Source organism: Maribacter stanieri, assembly GCF_900112245.1.
Lineage (GTDB): Bacteria > Bacteroidota > Bacteroidia > Flavobacteriales > Flavobacteriaceae > Maribacter > Maribacter stanieri.
The window spans coordinates 2,033,273-2,054,661 of the sequence record NZ_FOYX01000001.1 but is presented as its reverse complement, the minus strand read 5'-3'; the positions used below and the strand labels follow the sequence as shown (position 1 = coordinate 2,054,661).

Below are 21,389 nucleotides of genomic sequence, written 5' to 3'. Positions count from 1 at the left end.
GGTCAGTGAACTGTAACTGTATCAAATTTCCTTGATAAACGTATACTTTGTGGCTAGGATGGTTATTAATTCACCATTTCCATTAACCCAAAAATATTTCCCTCGGTATCCTTACACCTTACTATAAATCCTGTATTGTCAATTATTGATTTTGAATCAACGATTTCACCTCCTAATTCCTTAACTTTTGCAATAGCTTCATCAATTGAATCAACCTCGATAAAATTGGTAATTTGTTGTTCTGTTTTTTGTCTTTTATTAATACCGCCTCCTACTCCTTTTTCTCCGGTCTTAGCTAGGGTTTCAATTAGATAATATTCCTTTGGTCCTTTCGGAAACTTTTCTATTTTCCAACCAAATAGCTTTTCATAAAATTTTTTGGCCCTTAGCACGTCTTCTGCAGAAATATTAAAATGTATTATTGAAGCCATTCTATAAGTTTTAGTTGACACTATACTTTATAAGTAAATATAAAATTGACGAATAACTTCTTTTTTTAAAATGATTAAGATCATTTCAACATTGTATTAATAGAATAACTCAGTTTATAATTAATGCCAGCTGATTAGAATCATGGTTTTCTATAACTGACCTGGTTATTTTTAAAAAAATAGAAGACAATGCACAGCATACTACTACCCACAGATTTTTCAAAAAACTCACAAAATGCCATTGATTATGCCATTTATCTTTTTGAACGTGAGCCATGTACTTTTTATCTATTACATGCATATTACCAAGTACCTTCTGAAACAGGAACCAAATTCGATGCAAGTATAGAATTAGATTCAATGTATAAAAAACTAGAAGCTACAAAAAGTGATAAACATACTTTTGAAAGTATTCTAGTATCTGATACAGCTTTAGGTGCTATAGATAAGACAATTGTAGAAAAAGATATACAATTCGTTTTTATGGGAACCACAGGTTTTTCTGCCGTACAAGATGTATTTATGGGCAGCGTTACCACAAGTGTATTAAAGAATATAAACAGCAGCACAATTATAGCTGTACCCGGCGAATATGATTATGATGTACCCGATGACATTCTTTTTGCAAACGATTATAAACATACGTTCAAACCTGCAGAATTGTCCCCAATTATAAAAATAGCATCGCTATGGGGTTCTATAATAAACATAGTATACGTAAATTCTAAAAAGGAACTTGAAAACGTTCAACAATCAAACAAAGAATTACTTGATCTACATTTAAAAAATACGAAACACCGCTTTATAAAGGTCAAAAAAAAGAGTTCAGTTACGGCAACCTTAAAAGATTTAGAAAAAGGCTATAAAAATATTTGTATGGTCGCTTTTCTCAAAACTGAACACAGCTTTTTTAAAAAACTAATAAACGAACCAATTATTCGCAATATGACTTTTAAGACTGAAGTACCTATAATGATAATGCCAGTCTTAAAATAATATTTAATGATTGCCGTAGTTTATAAAAATTAAGATTAATCAATCTTTTTCTTTAGATTCTATGAGTCCTGGATGAAATCTTTTTAAGAACGCATTTCTTGTAGAATCCATTCTTCGCATCATTTCTTCCATTTCTATAGGTTTTCTTTCCCAGCGATCAAAGAAATAATCGTCCCTGAAAAAATCTCGCATAAAAAGAGAATCGTTCTTTGGAAAAAATGAGAAATCATTTTCCCATTCAAAAGGTGTATTTTCTTTAAAGTAAGACCTAAAAGAGCCCATTATACTATCTAAATTTACTTTAATAGAATCACCTTTAATATTAGTATATGAATAAGAGTATACCGAATCATATCTAATTAAATTGCCCTGTTCATCATATTCCCTATTAACATTCCACGAACGTTTAGGTTTAGGTGCATCAACCGAATCTTTTTCTATTTCATTGGTTATTGGTTCTTTTTCTTGACCCTTACACGCAGTAAACATTAATACCAGTATTAAAATTAATTGAGTTTTCATTTTTACATATTTATAGATTAATTTCTTCTTGAATTTGAGCGAGTAGCAGTTCTATTGCTTCTACCTCTATTTGCATTATTTTCTTCATGATATCGACGAATATTTTCTTCATTATAATTACGAATACGCTCATACCGCGCTCTGTTTAAATCGACATGCCGGTATTTAGTGGGCAATACATTGCGCCTAACCCATACACCACCATCTAGGTAAATATATGTTCTTGCAGAGAGGTCATAATAAAAACTGTATTCAGGAAAATATACATACCTAACAACCTCCAAACGATTTGGATAGAACCATGATGGTGGTGGCTCACCTATTCTACTTGATAATACTACGGGGCCACAACTGGCCAAGAATAATAAAATCAACACGATTATAAATAACATTAATGATTTGTTCTCTTGGTTGCTATCCATCACTTTGAATTTTATACAACAAAAGAAGCCGATTATGAAGAGTTTGTAAATGACCTGAATCATTTTATGACTAATTCTATTGAAATAGTTTTGAACCCAAGATGAGTTAGTTAAAGAGTAATATTCTATAAGGAATGAAAAATTCGAATAATACAGAAGATAAGAATATACATAACAAAAATAGAAATAGAACACCACCTTATGGCAGTTATGGCTATAGCTGGTTCTACATCATATTGTTTATTTTAATGACTATTTTTTACATAACAGTCTCAAGTACAAATAAAACTAAAGAAATAGGATGGTCAACTTTTGAGCAAGAAATTTTAGCAGAACATGATGTAGAAAAGATTGTGGTAATCAATAAAGAGATTGCCGATATTTATATTAAACCCGAGCTTTTTGAAAAAGAAAAGTATAAATGGATTACCGATGGGTTCTTTAATAAAAAAATGGGTCCACACTTTAGAATGAACATAGGGTCTGTAGAAACTTTTGAAAATAAACTACAACAGGCCCAACAAGATTTTTCTAAACAAGAATTAATTGATGTAAAATATAATACCCAAACTTCTTGGACAAATATACTAGCATGGTTATTGCCACTTGTCTTCATTATTTTTTTCTGGATTTATCTACTAAGAAGACTAGGAAGTGGAAATTCTGCAAGTGGTACATTATTTAATTTTGGAAAATCTACCGCTACCTTAACAGAGAAAGACACTAAAAGTAGTTTTACCTTTAATGACATAGCCGGTCTTAAAGAGGCTAAAGCCGAAGTAATGGAGGTGGTCGATTTTCTAAAGAACCCAGAAAAGTATACCAAACTGGGTGCTAAAATTCCAAAAGGGGTAATTCTAGTTGGCCCTCCCGGAACAGGAAAAACATTAATGGCCAAAGCAGTGGCAGGTGAAGCCAAGGTGCCTTTTTTCTCCATTTCTGGTTCTGAGTTTGTAGAAATGTTCGTTGGGGTCGGTGCTTCACGTGTTCGCGACCTGTTTAAAAAGGCAAAGGAAAAAGCCCCAAGCATTGTTTTTATCGACGAAATTGATGCCGTTGGCCGTTCTCGTGGAAAAATAAATGCCTTTCAAGCCAATGACGAAAGAGAAAGTACCTTAAATCAATTGCTTACAGAACTAGATGGTTTTGGAAAAAACACCGGCGTTATCGTATTGGCAGCGACTAATCGCCCCGATGTTTTAGACAAGGCACTTTTACGACCCGGCCGCTTTGATCGCCATATTTACTTAGAACTACCAACAAAAGAAGAACGAGAAGAGATTTTTGGTGTACATCTACGCCCTTTAAAACTATCAAAAAATGTTGATAGTTCATTACTTGCCAAACTGAGCCCTGGTTTTTCTGGAGCTGATATTGCCAATATCTGCAATGAAGCAGCCTTAATTGCAGCCAGAAAGAACAAAAAAGAAGTAGAACATGCAGATTTTATGGAAGCAAGAGATCGTGTAATTGGAGGATTAGAGCGAAAAAGCAAGATTATTTCGGCCAAAGAAAAAGAAATAGTAGCCTATCACGAAGCTGGTCATGCCGTTGCTAGTTGGTATTTAAAGCATGTTGATTCATTGTTAAAGGTTTCTATAATACCACGAGGAAAATCTTTAGGCGCTGCATGGTATTTACCCGAAGAGCGCCAAATAGTAACCAAAGCACAATTCATGGATCAAATTTGTGCATCGTTAGGTGGTCGAGTAGCAGAAGAAATCATTTTTGACGAAATATCTACAGGTGCTTTAGACGATTTAGAAAAAGTAACCAAGCAAGCCTATGCAATGGTTGCCTATTATGGTTTGGATAAAGAAATAGGACCCATTAGTTTTTACGATTCTACTGGGCAAAACGAACATATACTAAGCAAACCATATAGTGAAGAAATGGCGAAACTTATAGATAAAGAAGTACAAGCATTGATTACTACTGCCTACGAGAGAACAAAAAATTTATTAGTAAAGCATAGAGATAAACTTGAAAAACTAGCCCAACTCTTATTAGAACAAGAAGTGGTAGAAAAAGATAGTTTGGAACATTTGCTTGGCAAACGAGAATTAAAAGAATTAGTAGAAAAGCAACAATAACAAAAAGAATGATAAAAGAATTAAAATCAATAAACGAACTAGAGAACTAATTTAAATACTAATGATATGAAAACAATAAACGAAGTACTTAGCAATGAAGATTTACATTTTGAACATAAACAATGGCATAGTGAACTTGCTTTTTGGGAAGATGAGTTAAAATCTTTCAAGAATAGATTAAGCGAATTAATTAATCGTTGGACAAACAAAGAAGTTTTAGCCCAGTTAGAACATTACCAAAATGAATTTATACTTCATGAAGGCATAATCGATAAACTTCAAGAAACTATAGAAAAGCATGAGACTCGTATTGCAGGTCAGTCAAAAACAAGTCAAGAATCAATGGACACTGTGCTAACAAAAAAACATTTAGAATTTAGAAATCAGATGGAAACCCAACGACAAATCTATGCTGATCTAAAAAAAGAATTTTTTAAATTTCTTTCAAAATATATGTAATAGAAGACTGTTAACGATGTTATAAATAAGTTAATTACAAAATTAAAATTGACCTATTTATACTTTTGATAAATGATTTTTATCATTAAACATTTCGCTTTTTAAATATATCTTGTAAGTAACCAAAATTGAATCAAGTATGTGCTTTTGCTTATATTTGGTAACCATCAATAAAGGTATAGTTAAAGAGGTTATGGCCAAAAAAAATGCACCCATTCCAAAGAGTAGTAAAACAAATGCTCCATTAAAAAAGAGTACCAATGAAAATTCTGAAAACAATTTTTTAATTGTTGGCATGGGTGCGTCGGCTGGTGGTCTAGAGACTTTCAATGATTTTTTTGAAATCATGCCAGAAAATTCAGGCATGGCATTCGTTCTAGTGCAACACTTAGATCCTACCCACAAAAGTCTAATGGTAGATTTAATAGAAAAACATACCCAGATGAAAATATCTGAGGTTGTTGATCATACCAAAGTAATACCTAACCATATCTATGTTATTCCGCCCAATAAAGACATGGCAATTTTTAATGGTATTTTACACCTTATGGATCCCACCCAAGCACGTGGATTTCGAAAGCCTATCGATTATTTCTTTCGTTCTCTGGCAGAAGATCAAATGGATAAAGCCATTGGCATTGTACTATCTGGCACTGGTACCGAAGGTACATTAGGTTTAAAAAACATCAAAAATCAAGGTGGCCTCGCCATTGTGCAAGAACCAAAAAGCGCAAAATATGACGGTATGCCACGAAGTGTAATCGCGGCTAATGCCCACGACTTTATACTACCTGTAAAAGATATACCTCAAAAATTATTACAATACGCAAAGAATCGAAAATTCGGTCCGAATAAAAAAGTTTCGAATTTTGATTCAGCAAAAGAACATTTAGAAAAAGTTTTCATTTTATTACGAAACGAGACAGGATGTAATTTTGGGGATTATAAAAGCAGTACTGTTATTCGTAGAATTGATAAACGAATGGCTCTAAATCAAATAGATAAACTAGAAAATTATGTTAAGTATCTACAAAAAGAACGTGATGAAGTATTAAAACTTTTTAATGAACTACTTATAGGGGTTACTAGTTTTTTTCGTGATCAAGAGGCCTTTGAGGCTTTACGCAAAGCTATTATTACTGAGATATTAGATAAAAAGAAAGATGGCGAAACTATTCGTATTTGGGTAGCAGGTTGTTCAACAGGCGAAGAAGCTTATTCACTAGCTATACTTTTTGATGAAGAAATACGAAAAGGAACCAAAAAACTTAAAGTTCAAATATTCGCATCAGATTTAGACGTTAATGCAATAGGTTTGGCCAGACAAGGTGTTTATCCTGAAACTATTGCTGTAGATGTAGGTGCAGAACGTCTTTCACGTTATTTTCAAGGAGAAAAATCTACCTATAGAATTAAAAAAGAAATTCGCGATCAAATTATTTTTGCGGAACATAATCTAATAAAAGACCCTCCTTTTTCTAAACAAGACTTGGTAAGTTGTAGAAACCTCTTGATCTATCTGAATTTAGAGGCCCAAAAAAGGGTATATACTATTTTTCACTATGCATTGAACACAGGTGCTTTGCTATTTTTAGGAAATTCAGAATCTTTAGGAGAGTTTGCCAACCTGTATTCTGTTATAGACCGAAAAAATAAAATTTTCAAACACAAAGATGTCATTACTAAAAAAATACCCGATATAACTCAACTATTTCATGAGCCTATTCAAATTAATACAGAAAATTCAATCCCTATAAAAATACAACCACGTGAAAATTTATCAGGTATAACCGAACGACTTCTTTTGGCTACATATGCACCCGCTTGCACTATTATTAATAATGAGGGTGATGCTGTATATTTCTCTGGTAATACGGGTAAATATCTACAACCGTCACCAGGCGAGGCTAAATTAAATATTGTTGAGATGGCGCGTGAAGGGCTCAAAACCGATCTGCGTGCACTAATAGTAAAGGCAAGAAAAAGTAAAAAAACAGAAGTTCGTAAAGGGGTAAATGTAAAAACGAATGGAAAATTCGAAACAATTATCCTTAAAATAAAACCATTTGAATCGCCCAAAAACTATGAAGGTTATTATATGATAACTTTTGAAGAAATGGCACAAATTGAGGCAACAACTATAGAAGTTAAGCCTGTTCAAACACATGAAGTGTCTGAAATGTTTGCATTAGAACAAGAACTAACCGCTACTAAAGAATATTTACGTTCTACCATTGAAGAATTAGAAGTCTCTAACGAGGAGTTAAAATCAAGTAATGAAGAATTACAGTCAAGTAATGAAGAACTACAAAGTACAAATGAAGAACTTGAAACCTCAAAAGAAGAATTACAAAGCGTAAATGAAGAAATTGTTACTATGAATACAGAGCTTTCATCAAAAATAGATGAACTGGCCCAGGCATATGATGACATGAACAATTTATTGGCAAGTACTGAAATAGGTACTATTTTTCTTGATGCCCAATTGAAAATTAAACGGTTTACCCCGCCGATGACTAAAATCATTAATCTGATTCAAACAGATATAGGGCGCCCTATAAATCATTTATCATCGAACCTAATCTACGATGGCCTTAGTAATGATGTAGAAAAGGTATTGAATAAACTTACCCCAATTACCACATCTGTTAAAAGTGGCGATGGCATATGGTACAAAATGCAAATTTTGCCCTACCGCACCTCTGAGAATATGATCGAAGGGGTAGTAATTACTTTTGTTGATATTACTCATGAAAAACAATTGACCAATGAGCTAAAAACTGCCAAGGAAAATTATGAGCATTTATTAGAGATGTCAAGAACCATTGTCTATACCCAAGACAAAAATTTAGTCTATACCACAATTGGTAATATTCAACCTAATTTTCAATTTGTAAAAATGATTGGAAAGAAAGACAGTGATTTTTACTCTAAAGAAGATACAGCTAGGTTAGAAGAATTGAAACTGGAGGTTATAAAAAATAAAAAGGCCATTCGTAAAAATGTATCTCTAAATATTGGCAATACCGCTTATCTATATGATGTAATGATTAGACCAATATTAAAGAATAATACCGTAGAAGGAATTGCTTGTACCCTAATTGACATAACAGAATTGCATGAAGCTGAAAAAAATATAGCAAAACTTAAAAAAAATTCAAATAATGGCCCTAAATCCAGTTAATAAAGCGTTACGACAAAAGGCGGAAGCAGAGGTTAAAAGTACACCCCTATCTCCTTTAGACTTAACTATGGATAAGGTTAAAAGTTTAGTGCATGAACTTGAAGTACATCAAGTTGAACTTGAAATGCAGAATCAAGAATTACGCGAAACCCAACAACTGCTAGAAAAATCAAGAGACGAATATTCTGATCTCTTTGATTTTGCCCCAGTAGGCTATCTAATTATAGATGAGAAAGGGACTATTGTAAACATAAATCTAACTGCATGTCATATGCTAGGTGTGGATCGTTTACAACTAAAAGACAAACCATTTTCAGCATATTTAATGATCGGTGAAGCAAATTCATTTTTTCTTAGTCTTAGGCAGGCTTTTAACACAGGCATTTTAGAAAATATTGAATTTATTATAAACCGAAAAGATAAAACTAACTTTTACGCTCTATTAAGCGGTACAGTTGACACCAACCCTAATAATAATGAACGTTTTTGTCGTGTTGCCATGCAAGATATTACTGAAATTAGAAATATGGAAATTTTGCAAGACCGGCATGAAGACCTAGAGAAAGAAAACATAAAAATTGAAAAATACAATCTAGAACTAGAGAAAGTAGTTTTGGAGAGGACCAAAGAATTGAGCGAGGCACTTGAATCTGAAAAAGATATTAACGAAATGAAAAGCGCCTTTATCTCTATTGCTTCACACGAACTACGCACTCCGGTAACAATTATTATGTCATCAGTAATTCTAATGGAGAAATTTAAAAATATTGGAGATTACAATAAACTAGACAAGCATATTCAACGTATTAAATTAGCCACTACAAACTTCACTTCAATATTGGATGATTTTCTTTCTCTGGAAAAATTAGAAAAGGGTATTGTAAGAGTAAAAAAAGAGAGTTTTGACATATTAGATTTTGCACGTATACTGACAGATAAAATGGAAAGCATTCTTAAACCAGAACAGCATATTCATTATTCACATGAAGGAAACCCCTTGATTTTACAGAATCAAAAAATACTTCATAATATATTGGTTAACCTCTTGACCAATGCTATAAAATACTCAGAAACAGATGTGGTTTTAAATACTATAAATAATAATGGTGAATTAACCATCTTTGTTAAAGATAAAGGAATTGGTATACCTCAAGAAGACCAAAAAAATCTTTTTAAACGGTTTTTTAGAGCTGAAAATGTTAGAGATTTTCAAGGAACAGGTTTGGGTTTAAGTATTGTAAAAAGATATGTAGAACTCCTAGGTGGTAGTATTGAATATGTGAGCGCATTAAATAAGGGCAGTACGTTTAAAATACAATTACCAGAAAGAAATCCACCGTTATTTTAACACTCTCATTTATTTAAAGAATCTAATAACGTAAAAAAAATATTCATTTATTGTTTTAGAATAGATTGGTATTTTATTAATCAATAATCTCTTTCAAAGGAAAAATTCTTTCGTAATATGTACATGACTTAGAGAAAAGTAAGCCATCATCATAAATTCTTGCGAACTCTTTAGCTGTAGGTTTCAAGTAAATTTGAGTTTGAGTTCTTTCTGAGTCTTTTAGAAAATTAATAGCAGTAATAGAATCTAATTTTGCTAAATCTTCTGGTATTGCCGCTTTTGAAATTGTCAATACTCCATCACTACTTTGAGAAACAACTAAAACTTCCCAACTATCATTGTTCAATTTAAAATTTAAAACAAGGTGACCTCTAAAGGTTTTTACAAGCTGTTTATCACTTATTGCAAAAATAGTATCGCGTAATATTATTTGAGAAGTTATGGTATCGCCTTTTTCAGTAACGGGAAAGTAACCTTCCCAATCATTTACATATAGTTTATCTTTCACTAATTCCAAATCAGGGTCTGTCTCTATTTCTTGCAGCGTTGTTTTTATCAAAAACTCCTTACGCCTTACAATGGCTTTATCATCCACATATAAAGAAGCACTATCTACATTGCACCAGTATATTCCCCTATAAATATCGGGAATATTTGTCAGTGGATCAACAGTAACCGGTTGTGCATCGCCAAATACTACTGAAGGCTGACAAGAACCTAAAATCATTATTACAAAAATGATACCCAGACTATAATTTAACCCCTTTTTCATTTATCGATTTTTAAGTTAAAAAGTTGATACATATAATTAAAAACTAAGGGTCATGATAATTTTAAAAAAAGTAAATCAGACTTTTACTTATACAAAACCCTAAGAGTATTAGAAAATAAAACCAAACATGACAAATACTCCAATGATAAAATCTATGACTAATAAAACTATTAGAATAACCAACAATAACTTTTCAAATGTGATGTTATCTGTTCCAATTCTTTTAGGTTTCATCATCTCATAATTTTCACGGTTCTTTCTTATAAATTCACATTAGCAGTTTGTTCAAACGGTCAATAATTCTATTTATAAATAGAGGTGCCTCACTTAATTTAGATTCGCCAGCAATAGCATCTACTCCTTCCATAGTATTATCACCATCACCAGATGTGGTGAAGACAATAATTTTATTACTTTCATTACCATACTTATCAATGAAAGATTGCACACTTAATGGTGGTTTCCAATTCTCCCAGGTATGTATTATAACCAGCGCATTAAAATTATTTGGATCTATATCGTTCAAAGACTCAACATCTACGACCTCAATATAGACCGAGTCAGATTTAAAATGATCAACAATATCACTAGTCACTTTATCCTTAAAATCACTTCCTTGGGTGGCAATCAACAATTTCTTATCCAAGGTTGGTGAATTAATGTTATAAGGGGTCACAACATCCATAGAATATTTATATTGGTACCAAACAAGAAATAAAAAGAAGGCGACCATTACAGCTAAAATTCGAAATAGAATTTTTTTAAAACGTTTCATATTTTAGTTTTTAGATTAATGCTTATTTTAATAAGGTCTTCTCCACCTTTCGGTCTTTGCAATTTTATTGCTGAATAAAAATGGAAAGCTCAAATAAGATCTGAACACTTTGAGGACAAATAAAATTTTACCGTATGCTAATGGTAAATCGCTATTTTCAGAAAAGAGCTCATAACTACTGGTTTATAAGAAAAATACCTATCCTCTAATAATTATTGAAAGTTCTTCGCTATCCATTATATATTCGGTTAGTTTAAAAGTCTCTTTTCTGTTTAATCTAAAAAATGAAACAAAGCGGATTATTTCCTCTTCCAAATGTTCATGCTCCATGACTATTACACCTGCATCTTTTCTATTGGCATCTTTCACTAAAAGACCTAATCTATTTCTATGCTTACTTACTTTTTCAAGTAAATCATTAACCATTATATTGGTTTCCTGTAAACCTAATTTTAGCTCTTTAATTATTTGCAGATTTTCTTCTTTTGAAAGCCAAATGAAATATTTTTCTATTAGATGATTTAAAAACTTAAGATCATCCCTATAAAACTCAAGATCTGAAACCCAGTGATTGGTCAAAACATAAAGCTCGTCCCATGGGCCATTATCTAAAAACTTTAAATCATTACTATAGTTTAAATCCTTCATAATCAACAATTTTATCCCTGTAATGTAAATCTATAAGAGTAACACCCTTAAACAAATGATCTAAATCATTACTATAAAAAACCGGTTATGACCTTCATCATTTTTTTTAAAAAGCGACAACCTTAGTTTCATAACTACAAACAAAAAACTATTGTCATGAAGACTATTCTATATGCTACCGATTATTCAGAAAATTCTGTTTCGGCATTAAAGTTTGCACATATTTTAGCTAAAAAATTCAATGCTAAATTAATTATCATGCACGTTTTTGAAATACCTATAACACTTGCCAGTACCGTAACTTTAACCTATTTGAAAAAAGAAAAAAAACACTATGTCAAAAATCGCAAGATGTTAAAAGACTTTTTTGCACAATATATAGGCGAACCAGTTAAAAATTTGAATTTAAATTTTGTGGTTGACGAAGAAAATTCGGTTACGAATAGCCTTTTAGAAAAAGCTATTAAGTTAAACGTAGACCTGATATGTGTTGGTGCTAAAGGAACAAGTGCGGTTAAAGAATTTCTATTAGGAAACACAGCTATTTCACTTCTGAAAAAATCTCCTTGTACATTAATGATCGTACCTCAACGAGATGAAAACACACAGTTAAATAAAATGATCTATGCGACAGATTTTGAGTCCGCAGATGTTTTTGCTATTAATAAATTGGCAAAAATTGCTAAAAAATTTGATGCGCAAATTAGGGTTGTACATATAACTACAGGAAAGAAATACGAAATAGAGGCCAAAATGGAATGGTTTAAAGAAAACGTAAGAGCAAAAGTAAACTATGCCAAAATAGAATTTGACCTAATTTTTTCAGAAAATATTTTGGAAGACTTGCTATGGTACCTTGAAAATAACAACGCTGGTATAGTAGCTATGTTAGAGAGAAAAAATTCTACTTTTTATGAAAAACACTTTCAATTAGACAAGGTAAAACAAATGGCAAAGAGAAGTACCGTGCCTTTAATAAGTTTTAATATTGGGGGACTTTAAAACCGTTTTTACCTTACCTTCTACCCCTGTAATAATTTCTTGATATTGGTTATTTACCTGAGCAATTTCAATTACTTTTTTACCGCCGATCATTGTATACTGGCTTTTTATTTTTTCACGATTAAGCCAGATCAACCAATTACTAAATATAGGAAAATAACGAAATATAAAATTGGCTAAATTTCCCAATCCTGTTAAGGTTATTCTTTTTTTCCTTTTTTCAATCATTATACGAATACTCTTTGCCACAGATTCCGCAGTGGCCAATCGCAAATTGTTACGTTTAGGTAAATACACAAGTGAACCATCGACGTCCAAAATTTTTTTATCCGGATCGTTTTGAGTAAACCCCACAAAGGCAATTCCAACATGAATACCAAAATCATATAACTCTATTCTTAATGCTTCTGACAGGGCTGCTTGAGCCATTTTAGAAGCACTGTAAGCGGAATTGAAAGGCATTCCTCTTAAGCCGGCCACGCTATTAATAAATACAACATGACCTTTTGTTTCTTTTAGAAAGGGTATTGCATATTTACTTAAGTGGGCGGCACCGGTAAAATTAGTTTCAGAAAGAATAGTAAAATTTTTATCTGCAGAATGTTCAATAGACCCTCTACTACTCATGCCGGCGTTATTCACCAAAATATCTAGTTGACCATAAATACTTATGGTCTGCTCAACCAAAAACTTGCATTCATCTTGATCCCGAATGTCTGCAATTACTGACTTCACCTTAAAACCGTTAGTAGAAAAGTCATTTTTTATACGTAATAACTTTTCATGATCACGCCCATTTAAAATTACTTTTGCACCTTGCTGAACCAACTCCCAAGCAATTGCCTTACCTATACCCATACTAGAGCCGCTTACCAAAGCCACTTTATTTTTCAAGTAATTGTTTTTCATAACATTACCATTTTATAACAATTTTACCCATTGATTTTCGAGATTCTAAAAATGCGTGAGCCTCTGCAAGTTGTTCAACTTGATATTCTCCACCAATATGTGGCTTAAGAATTTTTGTTTCTGTCAAGCGAATGACCTCTTGCATAACCTTTGCAATTTTATTTGGATTTTCTTCTGCAACTTTCAACATATTAATTCCTATCATTCCCTTAGAACCACTCAAAAATTGAATTGGATGATATAACCCAAATTGCCAAAGCACACGTAATTTTCCAAATATGGTTTTAGTCTTATTCATACTAGAAACACCAAAAGAAAATACCCTGCCACCAGCCGCAAGCAACCGATAATCTTTTTTAACCGACAACCCGCCAACTGGATCAAAAACCGCATCTAACCCATTATTCTCCATTACATTACCAACCACTTTTTCAAAATCATTTATTCGGTAATTTATTGGGTATTGCACACCGTTACTCTTTAGATAAGCTATTTTTTCTTGAGAACCGCAAGTACCAAAAACGACACACTTTTTAAGCAATGCCATTTGTACAAGTGCCGTTCCTACCCCACCGGCTGCGGCATGTATAAGTACACTGTCTTGTTCTTGTAAATTGGCCATATTATGACTTAAAAAATATGCTGTACTATACTGGGTAGCCAGAGCAACAGCAACACCTGCAGAGAAAGAATTAGGTATTTTATGTACAACATCTATGTCTGCCAATGCAAATTCTGCGTATCCGCCAAACTTGGTCAATGCAACAACCCTGTCGCCTAGCTTTACATGGTCTACCATTGCACCAATTTCTTCTATTTTACCTACCACATCATATCCTAAAATAGCAGGTAATCTAGGCGCAGCTTTATAGAGTCCCAAACGCGCCATAACATCTGCAAAATTTAAACCGAAGGCCTCAACTTTTATTAATACTTGATTTGGTTTAGGGTGAGGTTTATTGGCTTCCCCTATTTGAAACGCCTTTTCGGCATTTCCATATTTAACAAGATACGCTGCCTTCATACATATTGTAATTTTCAAAATGTTAATCTATAGCCTTTTACAATCATATGTAATGACTGAGGTCATTTTTAAATTTTGTAATCCTACATAGATTACAGATTCATATAATCTTATAATTATGAAGAGAACAGTATGTTTTATAACGTTGTTATGTTTCTTTTGCGTAGTAGCTCAAGACAATAAAACTTTTAGCACCTATATGACCTTAGATGACTTAAAAACAATAGAGATACATGATAATCTTTGTGTAACACTATACCCTACTTACTTCAATGGTTTACAGATGAAAGGAAACCGAAGTTTGAAGGACATTATTAAATGGAATTACCAAAATAGCACTCTAAAAGTATTTACCGTACAAGAAAATATGTTTGCCAGCTCTATAGAAATTATATTATACGTTAGTGAACCTAAAAATATAATACTATCAGAAAAGGCTTCTATAGAAGCTAATAACAAAGTAATTTCAAATAATTTAACGATATATTCTTTGGGCGATTCAACCTATAACCTTATTGTAGATTGTTCAGATTTTCAATTAATATCAGAGATAGCCGGTACGGGCAATTTATCTATAAATGCCCAAAATGTAAAAATTGATGCAAAAGGTACTTCTGCAGCTTCAATGAAAATTATTGCAGATAAAGTGATTGTTAACCAAGCAGACAAAAGTATGGTTAGCATAAAAGGAAAAGCTAAATCATTAAGTGCTACCATTGAGAATAAAGCAAAATTATCTGCATGGGCACTATTGGCTAAAGACGTGTACCTACACACATTAAATTCTGAAGATACCGAGGTATTTGCAGCTGATCGTTTTAAAATAAATGGTCAAGGCAGTGGTAAAATATACGTTACAGGTAACCCAAAAAAAATTGATACTATACATCTGAACAAAAAAACCAAGATTTTCTATAGTTCGAAATGATATATTTTAAAGAAAATAAAAAGCTATTTCAATATTAATTTAGGCAAATATGCCAATGCCTTCATATCTCTACTCTTAAAATAGTTATAGGCATAATTAGGAAGCCATACAGCATCAATAAAATCAATAAAAACAGGAAGCAAGTAATTTGGATATTGTCTCGCTTCTATTTCCCTACCATTGGGCAGTCGATGTTTATAAATTTTATAATTGTCTCTTTTTTCGGGATGCTTTTCTTTTAAATATTCGTCAAAATAATTGGCTACACTAATATCTGGACGCATTTCTTTACCGTTCAATGCCCTACTTGGCAAGGTATAACCTTCGTGTTCAAATCGACCATATAAACGAATAAACAATTCGCTCAACACAGAAAAATATCCCTTATCTACCCTATTCCAATTATCATTAAAACGAATAACAAAGTTTGGTATTTCTAGACGTTTTGTGGTATAATATCCCTGAACTCTAAGTAATGGTAATATATGGTTGGTTATCCATTTTCGAAATTTATGGGCATTGTCGGTATCGCTTCGTAAGATCAATGCATATAATCCACTTTCAGAAATTAAGTTCTTTGATTTCAACTTACCATCCCTATAAATTTCAGCTAAATTTCGTTCATCTTCATCTAAAATTTCCAACACTTTTACTGGGTCGTTCAATGCCAACATTTTAGTAACATCATCGGCTACAAACCAAATTTGATTATCAATCTCCACAGACGCCAGTTGTTGAAAGTAATTTAGTTCTTCTTGCGGTAAACTAGTATCTAGCATAATATAGTTTTTATATCACCTTAAAATTACGTTCAACATTACATCATTACCATGATGCAAATCAGTAGAAGCCAAGAAGTTTAAAATCTATAATTCAATTAAAAAATCTGGACAATACACAGGTATTATAAAAAATACAAAAAGTAAGAAAAGAATAGCCCAAAGCGTCCACATTAATAGAGGGTATACAATAATATTCCCTTTTGTATCTGGTCTAATAGAATGTGCTATAAGTCCGTGAATTCCTAAACTGAATATCAAAAAAGTGATACTAGAAGCAACAATTAAAAATACTTTAGAGTGGTCGTCTTTCAAAGCAACCAAATAAATTGCCAACAGTATGGCAAATACTATAATTAATCTAAATATTCGTCTAGACATAAGTAATTATTTAAACGGTTCTATTAATAATAGAGAGTTTGATGATTAAATTCATTAAAACTTAATAAGGGAATTTTACCATATGATTCCATCTTTTTAACAATGTCTTTATGAAACCATTTTTTTGTAAAACCTTTCTTTTCCCTTTCAAGCATGACTACCATATCTGCACCAACATCACCTAAATAAATGCGAAGTGCATTAAAGATATCATCTGATAGTACCAGTTTAAAAATCATATTCTTGTAGCTGACTTTTTCTTTAAGTGCATCTTTGAACCACTCCATCTGCATATCACCTTTGTATTCATCTTGAGTAGAAATATGTGTAATGTGAATTTTTGCTTGCAACGGCTCTGCTATTTCAACAAGTTGATTTATGGTACGAATATCTTCTTCTTCAAAATCTGTAGCATAAACAATTGTTTTAATCTGTCTATAACCAACCTTAGTAGGTATTGCCAAAACGGGACAAGGTGCTTTTTCAATAAGTTGTTTGGTAGTGCTTCCTACTATTATTTCACGAATACCACTACCACCTTTCATACCAATTAAAATTAAATCTGCATGCCATTCAGCTGCACTTGAAAAAATACCTTTTATTACAGATTTATTTTCTTTTATCTCTAAATGAATATTAGACTCTTTCCAATCATTGCCCAAGTGTTCGGTACAAAATTCCTCTAATTTGCCACGATGCATTTTAAAATTGTCCTTTTCTAAATTGGGAAAAGGTTCTGAAAGTGCTTTGGTACCTAAGACTGTAGGATAATCGAATACGTGCATTATGACTAAGCGAGTACCTAATTGGGTATTTAAGTAGTAGGCATATTTCAATGCTTCAACAGAATTCTTTGAATAATCTGTAGCGTATACTATTGTTTTCAATTTGCGTGTCTTTATGGTCAAAAACAAAAATATCAGTATTCAATATGCTTTCAAATGACCTCTGTCATGTGCTTAAATTAAATCACGGAATATATTTATGTCTAAAACTCAACAATTCTAAAAATGAACGATTTAAGCAATGTACTCGTAGAAATCACTCAGCTTACCAACACTATAGAAACCAATTACCCCGAGCTTTATCGGTTTCTAGATGAAAACCCTCTTACGATACCTACAAATGACCATCCACATATTGATCAAGTGACCATGCAAGATTATTTAGAGAGTTTAAAGCAATTATTGAAACATCATTTAGAAACCCATAAAAATTGCATTTAAACTTTTAATTGAATAACATTTTCTAGTTACCAAATCTTTAATTGCACTGATTTTAATCATTTCTTCCTTTTCTAGTTCTTTCTAAATTTAATACACGGTTTTTATGCCCTGTCGTCAATAAGCCTGAATTATAGCGATCAAAACCAAAATGAAACTCATGGTACTTTTGTTAAGGCCAATTACTGCACTATTAATTGGAACTATATTTCTGATGCTATTGGCATGGCTACTTTGGCCTAGAAAAGGGCTTATTTCATTTTGGTCAAAAAGATCACAGAACATGAAACGGAAGCTACAAGAAGATGCGCTAAAATTTATTTTTGATTGTGAGTACAAACATAAAAGTTGTGGTTTACATTCAATTTCGGGCAATATGAACCTATCTACAAATAAAGCTGCCAAGATTATAACACAGTTACAATCTATAGGTCTAATTGTAATGAAAGAAGACGAAATTAGGCTAACTGACGCTGGTAGATCAGATGCGCTTAAAATAATAAGAATACACCGTTTATGGGAAAAGTACCTGGCTGATGAAACTGCAATTGGTAATGTAGAATGGCATCATGGGGCAGATTCAAAAGAACACCTTATGTCATTAAAAGAAGTTGATATTTTAGCCGCAAATATGGGTAACCCCGTTTTTGATCCACATGGCGACCCAATACCTACAAATAAAGGAGAATTACCTACATACCAAGTGCAATCTTCTTTAAGTTCATTGAAAGAGGGAGATATAGCCAGAATTACCCATATAGAAGACGAACCTTCTATCATATATGCCCAACTAGTCGCTTTAGACCTTTACCCGGGCATGGAAGTTTATATTATGGATGTTACAGATGAAAAGATTCAATTTGCGGCAAACGGAAAAGAGTGTATTCTCAATGTTCTTTTTGCGTCAAACATTACCGTAGAAAAGCTATCTAAAATTGAGCCTACACAAAAAAAATATCAAACACTTTCTTCTTTAAATGTGGGAGACAAAGCCCAGGTTATTGGAATTTCACCTAAATGTCGTGGTCAAGAGCGTATACGTTTAATGGATCTTGGCATTGTACCAGGCACAGAAATTTCTGCAGTATTAAAGAGTGCTTTTGGCGATCCTACGGCATACAAAATAATGGGTGCTACCATTGCTATCAGAAAAAAGCAAGCAGATAATATTTATATAAAATCAAGGCAAAATAGAAATGAGCAAACAGCGAGGTTGCGAGAATTGTCAAGCGTATCGTAAAGAACAATTAATTAGACTTGGCATTGAAATAGATCAATACGACTATGTCATTGCCCTTGCGGGTAATCCAAATACCGGTAAGAGTACGGTATTCAATAATCTAACAGGGCTACGCCAACATACCGGCAATTGGCCGGGAAAAACCGTTACCAGAGCTGAAGGTGGATATTCATATGCAGGCAAGCAGTATAAACTGGTAGATTTACCTGGCACATATTCTTTACTATCCACGAGCAAAGAGGAAGAAGTTGCACGTGATTTTATTTTATTTGGACAACCTGATGTCACTGTAATAGTAGCCGATGCAACCCGTTTAGAGCGCAACCTTAACTTAGTACTTCAAATACTTGAGATTACAGATAAAGCAGTACTATGTCTTAATTTAATGGACGAGGCCGAACGCAACCATATTAAAATAAACGACAGGGCATTATCAAAAGCATTGGGTATACCTGTTGTTACAGCGGTGGCCCGTCAAAAAAAAGGAATGGATGTACTCATAAATACTATTGAGAACGTAGCCACAGGAAAATATGTTTGCAAGCCACATCGTATTAAGAGCTTTTCTCCCAAACTAGATCATGCAGTTGCTCTTTTAGTAGAAAAACTTTCAAGAAAGTTTAAAAACATACCCAACCTAAATTGGGTCGCATTAAGGCTTTTAGAAGGAGATCAACACATTATTGAAGCAGTAAGGACAGAAGAATTAGGACAATTAAGTGAAAATCTAAAATCGGTATAATAACTTTTGTTTTAAATAATGTTCAATAATCAAGAAATAAAAAGCGATGATATTATCTCATTGACCAACACGTTACGTTGGGAGTTGGGAATAGATTTTCATGATAAAATTATAGAGTCAATTTACGCAGATGCCTCTAAAATTGCCAAGCAAAGTATACAAATAGAAGATGCCAAGAACAGTACTATTTTAGATCAAAAAATAGATAACATAATAACCAGTAAATGGTTTGGTTTTCCTATAATGTTTTTGCTATTGGCAATCGTTTTTTGGATAACTGTAGCTGGCGCAAATATTCCATCTTCATGGTTAGCTGCCATATTATTGGATACTATTCATCCGTTTTTAAAGAATATTGCATCGCAAATAGGAATGCCTTGGTGGTTAGATGGTGTTTTAATCGACGGGGCTTATATGGCATTTGCCTGGGTTGTTTCGGTAATGCTACCACCAATGGCTATCTTTTTTCCTTTATTCACATTATTGGAAGATCTAGGATACCTGCCCAGAGTAGCCTTTAACATGGATAGCCTTTTTAGAAAAGCTGGCGCACATGGCAAACAAGCCTTGACCATGAGCATGGGATTTGGCTGTAATGCTGCCGGTGTGGTCGCAACTAGGGTTATTGATAGTCCTAGAGAAAGATTAATAGCCATTATCACCAATAACTTTTCGCTATGCAATGGTAGGTGGCCAACGCAAATATTAATAGCAACTATATTTATCGGTGGTTTGGTTCCATCTCATTGGGCAGGATTGGTATCTGCAGGAGCAGTAGTTAGTATTGCTGTATTAGGTATTGTTTTCAGTCTTTTAGTATCATGGGGTTTAAGCAAATCTATTTTAAGGGGGCAGGCATCTACTTTTAGCTTAGAATTACCACCATATAGACCTCCTCGAATTTTACAAACATTATATACGTCATTAATAGATAGAACAATTCTTGTTCTTTGGCGTGCTATTGCTTTTACCATTCCGGCAGGCATTATTATTTGGCTGGTAGCTAACATATATATCGGTGAATTAAGCTTAGCTGAATATTTTATTGATTGGGCAAATCCCTTTGCTTTTTACTTTGGTCTTAACGGGGTAATATTGCTTGCTTACATTATTGCCATACCTGCAAATGAAATTGTAATTCCTACCATACTTATGCTAACCGTAATAAATTCAGGTTTAACTGGTATTGGCGAAGGTGCCGGTGTTATGTTTGAGCTTGATTCTGTAGCAGATACCAAAAGAATATTAACCGCTGGCGGCTGGACACTTTTAACAGCTATTAATTTAATGCTGTTCAGCCTTCTTCACAACCCCTGTTCAACTACACTCTACACAATTTACAAAGAAACCAAAAGTATAAAATGGACCGCTATTTCTGCATTATTACCATTGACTATAGGTTTTATAGTTTGCTTTTTTGTAACTCAACTTTGGTTACTTTTTAGCAGTTAGATCAATAAATTCAACTCTAACTTTTTTTAAAAGAGGTCAAAAAGTAAAAAAATCTACTA

Annotated in this window: 20 protein-coding genes and 1 pseudogene; 10 read left to right on the top strand and 11 right to left on the bottom strand. The window is 32.9% G+C overall.

Annotated elements, in window-relative coordinates:
* Positions 1-65 precede the first annotated feature (65 nt).
* Positions 66-431, bottom strand: a complete 366-nt coding sequence (locus tag BM296_RS08880; protein ID WP_091902707.1) for a VOC family protein — start codon at positions 429-431, stop codon at positions 66-68.
* A gap of 189 nt (positions 432-620) precedes the next feature.
* Here BM296_RS08880 and BM296_RS08875 point away from each other — a divergent pair, with 189 nt between their 5' ends.
* Positions 621-1,427 carry a universal stress protein gene (locus tag BM296_RS08875; protein ID WP_091902706.1) on the top strand — a complete coding sequence of 269 codons (807 nt, stop codon included), beginning with the start codon at positions 621-623 and terminating at the stop codon, positions 1,425-1,427.
* Positions 1,428-1,466: 39 nt separating this feature from the next.
* Here BM296_RS08875 and BM296_RS08870 read toward each other — a convergent pair whose 3' ends face one another.
* Together BM296_RS08870 and BM296_RS08865 are read right to left on the bottom strand one after the other, a co-directional pair.
* A complete protein-coding gene (locus BM296_RS08870; protein WP_143099056.1) occupies positions 1,467-1,949 on the bottom strand; it encodes a hypothetical protein in 483 nt (160 codons plus the stop codon).
* A gap of 17 nt (positions 1,950-1,966) precedes the next feature.
* The gene (locus BM296_RS08865) at positions 1,967-2,371 is read right to left on the bottom strand and encodes a hypothetical protein (RefSeq protein ID WP_245786989.1); all 405 of its coding nucleotides are present in this window, start codon (positions 2,369-2,371) and stop codon (positions 1,967-1,969) included.
* A 134-nt stretch (positions 2,372-2,505) separates the two neighbouring features.
* Between BM296_RS08865 and ftsH the strand changes: the two genes are divergently transcribed.
* The 4 genes from ftsH to BM296_RS08845 all read left to right on the top strand — a co-directional run bounded on the left by ftsH (position 2,506) and on the right by BM296_RS08845 (position 9,455).
* Complete coding sequence (gene ftsH, locus BM296_RS08860) at positions 2,506-4,464, top strand: ATP-dependent zinc metalloprotease FtsH (protein WP_091902704.1); 1,959 nt, start codon at positions 2,506-2,508, stop codon at positions 4,462-4,464.
* A gap of 66 nt (positions 4,465-4,530) precedes the next feature.
* Positions 4,531-4,923: a hypothetical protein gene (locus tag BM296_RS08855; protein ID WP_091902703.1), complete on the top strand. Its 393-nt coding sequence runs from the start codon at positions 4,531-4,533 to the stop codon at positions 4,921-4,923.
* 139 nt (positions 4,924-5,062) lie between these two features.
* Positions 5,063-8,107: a CheR family methyltransferase gene (locus BM296_RS08850; protein WP_091902702.1), complete on the top strand. Its 3,045-nt coding sequence runs from the start codon at positions 5,063-5,065 to the stop codon at positions 8,105-8,107.
* Positions 8,088-9,455: a PAS domain-containing sensor histidine kinase gene (locus tag BM296_RS08845; protein WP_091902701.1), complete on the top strand. Its 1,368-nt coding sequence runs from the start codon at positions 8,088-8,090 to the stop codon at positions 9,453-9,455. Before BM296_RS08850 ends, BM296_RS08845 begins: the two co-directional genes overlap by 20 nt.
* Positions 9,456-9,531: 76 nt before the next feature.
* Here BM296_RS08845 and BM296_RS08840 read toward each other — a convergent pair whose 3' ends face one another.
* From BM296_RS08840 to BM296_RS08830, 3 genes are all read right to left on the bottom strand, one after another.
* The gene (locus tag BM296_RS08840; protein ID WP_091902700.1) at positions 9,532-10,227 is read right to left on the bottom strand and encodes a hypothetical protein; all 696 of its coding nucleotides are present in this window, start codon (positions 10,225-10,227) and stop codon (positions 9,532-9,534) included.
* 268 nt (positions 10,228-10,495) lie between these two features.
* On the bottom strand, positions 10,496-11,002 hold the full coding sequence (locus tag BM296_RS08835; protein WP_091902699.1) for a hypothetical protein: 507 nt from the start codon (positions 11,000-11,002) through the stop codon (positions 10,496-10,498).
* A gap of 198 nt (positions 11,003-11,200) precedes the next feature.
* Entirely contained in the window at positions 11,201-11,650 is a 450-nt protein-coding gene (locus tag BM296_RS08830; protein WP_091902698.1) for a hypothetical protein, read from the bottom strand.
* Positions 11,651-11,806: 156 nt separating this feature from the next.
* On the opposite strand from BM296_RS08830, the gene BM296_RS08825 reads away from it, so the two are divergent.
* Complete coding sequence (locus BM296_RS08825; RefSeq protein ID WP_091902697.1) at positions 11,807-12,652, top strand: universal stress protein; 846 nt, start codon at positions 11,807-11,809, stop codon at positions 12,650-12,652.
* Here the strand turns inward: BM296_RS08825 and BM296_RS08820 are convergent.
* Both BM296_RS08820 and BM296_RS08815 read right to left on the bottom strand, forming a co-directional pair.
* Entirely contained in the window at positions 12,623-13,561 is a 939-nt protein-coding gene (locus BM296_RS08820) for an SDR family NAD(P)-dependent oxidoreductase (RefSeq protein ID WP_091902696.1), read from the bottom strand. The two genes, BM296_RS08825 and BM296_RS08820, sit on opposite strands and share 30 nt — an antisense overlap.
* Before the next feature lie 4 nt (positions 13,562-13,565).
* Positions 13,566-14,585, bottom strand: a complete 1,020-nt coding sequence (locus BM296_RS08815; protein ID WP_091902695.1) for a quinone oxidoreductase family protein — start codon at positions 14,583-14,585, stop codon at positions 13,566-13,568.
* 118 nt (positions 14,586-14,703) lie between these two features.
* Here BM296_RS08815 and BM296_RS08810 point away from each other — a divergent pair, with 118 nt between their 5' ends.
* Complete coding sequence (locus BM296_RS08810; RefSeq protein ID WP_091902694.1) at positions 14,704-15,513, top strand: GIN domain-containing protein; 810 nt, start codon at positions 14,704-14,706, stop codon at positions 15,511-15,513.
* Positions 15,514-15,536: 23 nt separating this feature from the next.
* Here BM296_RS08810 and BM296_RS08805 read toward each other — a convergent pair whose 3' ends face one another.
* From BM296_RS08805 to BM296_RS08795, 3 genes are all read right to left on the bottom strand, one after another.
* The gene (locus BM296_RS08805; protein WP_091902693.1) at positions 15,537-16,292 is read right to left on the bottom strand and encodes a BRO-N domain-containing protein; all 756 of its coding nucleotides are present in this window, start codon (positions 16,290-16,292) and stop codon (positions 15,537-15,539) included.
* Positions 16,293-16,379: 87 nt separating this feature from the next.
* A complete protein-coding gene (locus BM296_RS08800) occupies positions 16,380-16,673 on the bottom strand; it encodes a hypothetical protein (RefSeq protein ID WP_091902692.1) in 294 nt (97 codons plus the stop codon).
* 23 nt (positions 16,674-16,696) lie between these two features.
* The gene (locus BM296_RS08795) at positions 16,697-17,560 is read right to left on the bottom strand and encodes a universal stress protein (RefSeq protein ID WP_177214936.1); all 864 of its coding nucleotides are present in this window, start codon (positions 17,558-17,560) and stop codon (positions 16,697-16,699) included.
* Positions 17,561-17,683: 123 nt separating this feature from the next.
* Here BM296_RS08795 and BM296_RS08790 point away from each other — a divergent pair, with 123 nt between their 5' ends.
* From BM296_RS08790 to feoB, 3 genes and pseudogenes are all read left to right on the top strand, one after another.
* Positions 17,684-17,899, top strand: coding sequence for a hypothetical protein (locus BM296_RS08790; RefSeq protein ID WP_091902690.1), 216 nt, complete (start codon positions 17,684-17,686; stop codon positions 17,897-17,899).
* A gap of 280 nt (positions 17,900-18,179) precedes the next feature.
* Positions 18,180-19,136, top strand: coding sequence for a metal-dependent transcriptional regulator (locus tag BM296_RS08785; protein WP_177214935.1), 957 nt, complete (start codon positions 18,180-18,182; stop codon positions 19,134-19,136).
* Positions 19,093-21,330 (top strand): annotated as a pseudogene (gene feoB, locus BM296_RS08780) (ferrous iron transport protein B). The gene BM296_RS08785 and the pseudogene feoB overlap by 44 nt, the downstream one beginning before the upstream one ends.
* The last annotated feature ends 59 nt before the right edge of the window (positions 21,331-21,389 follow it).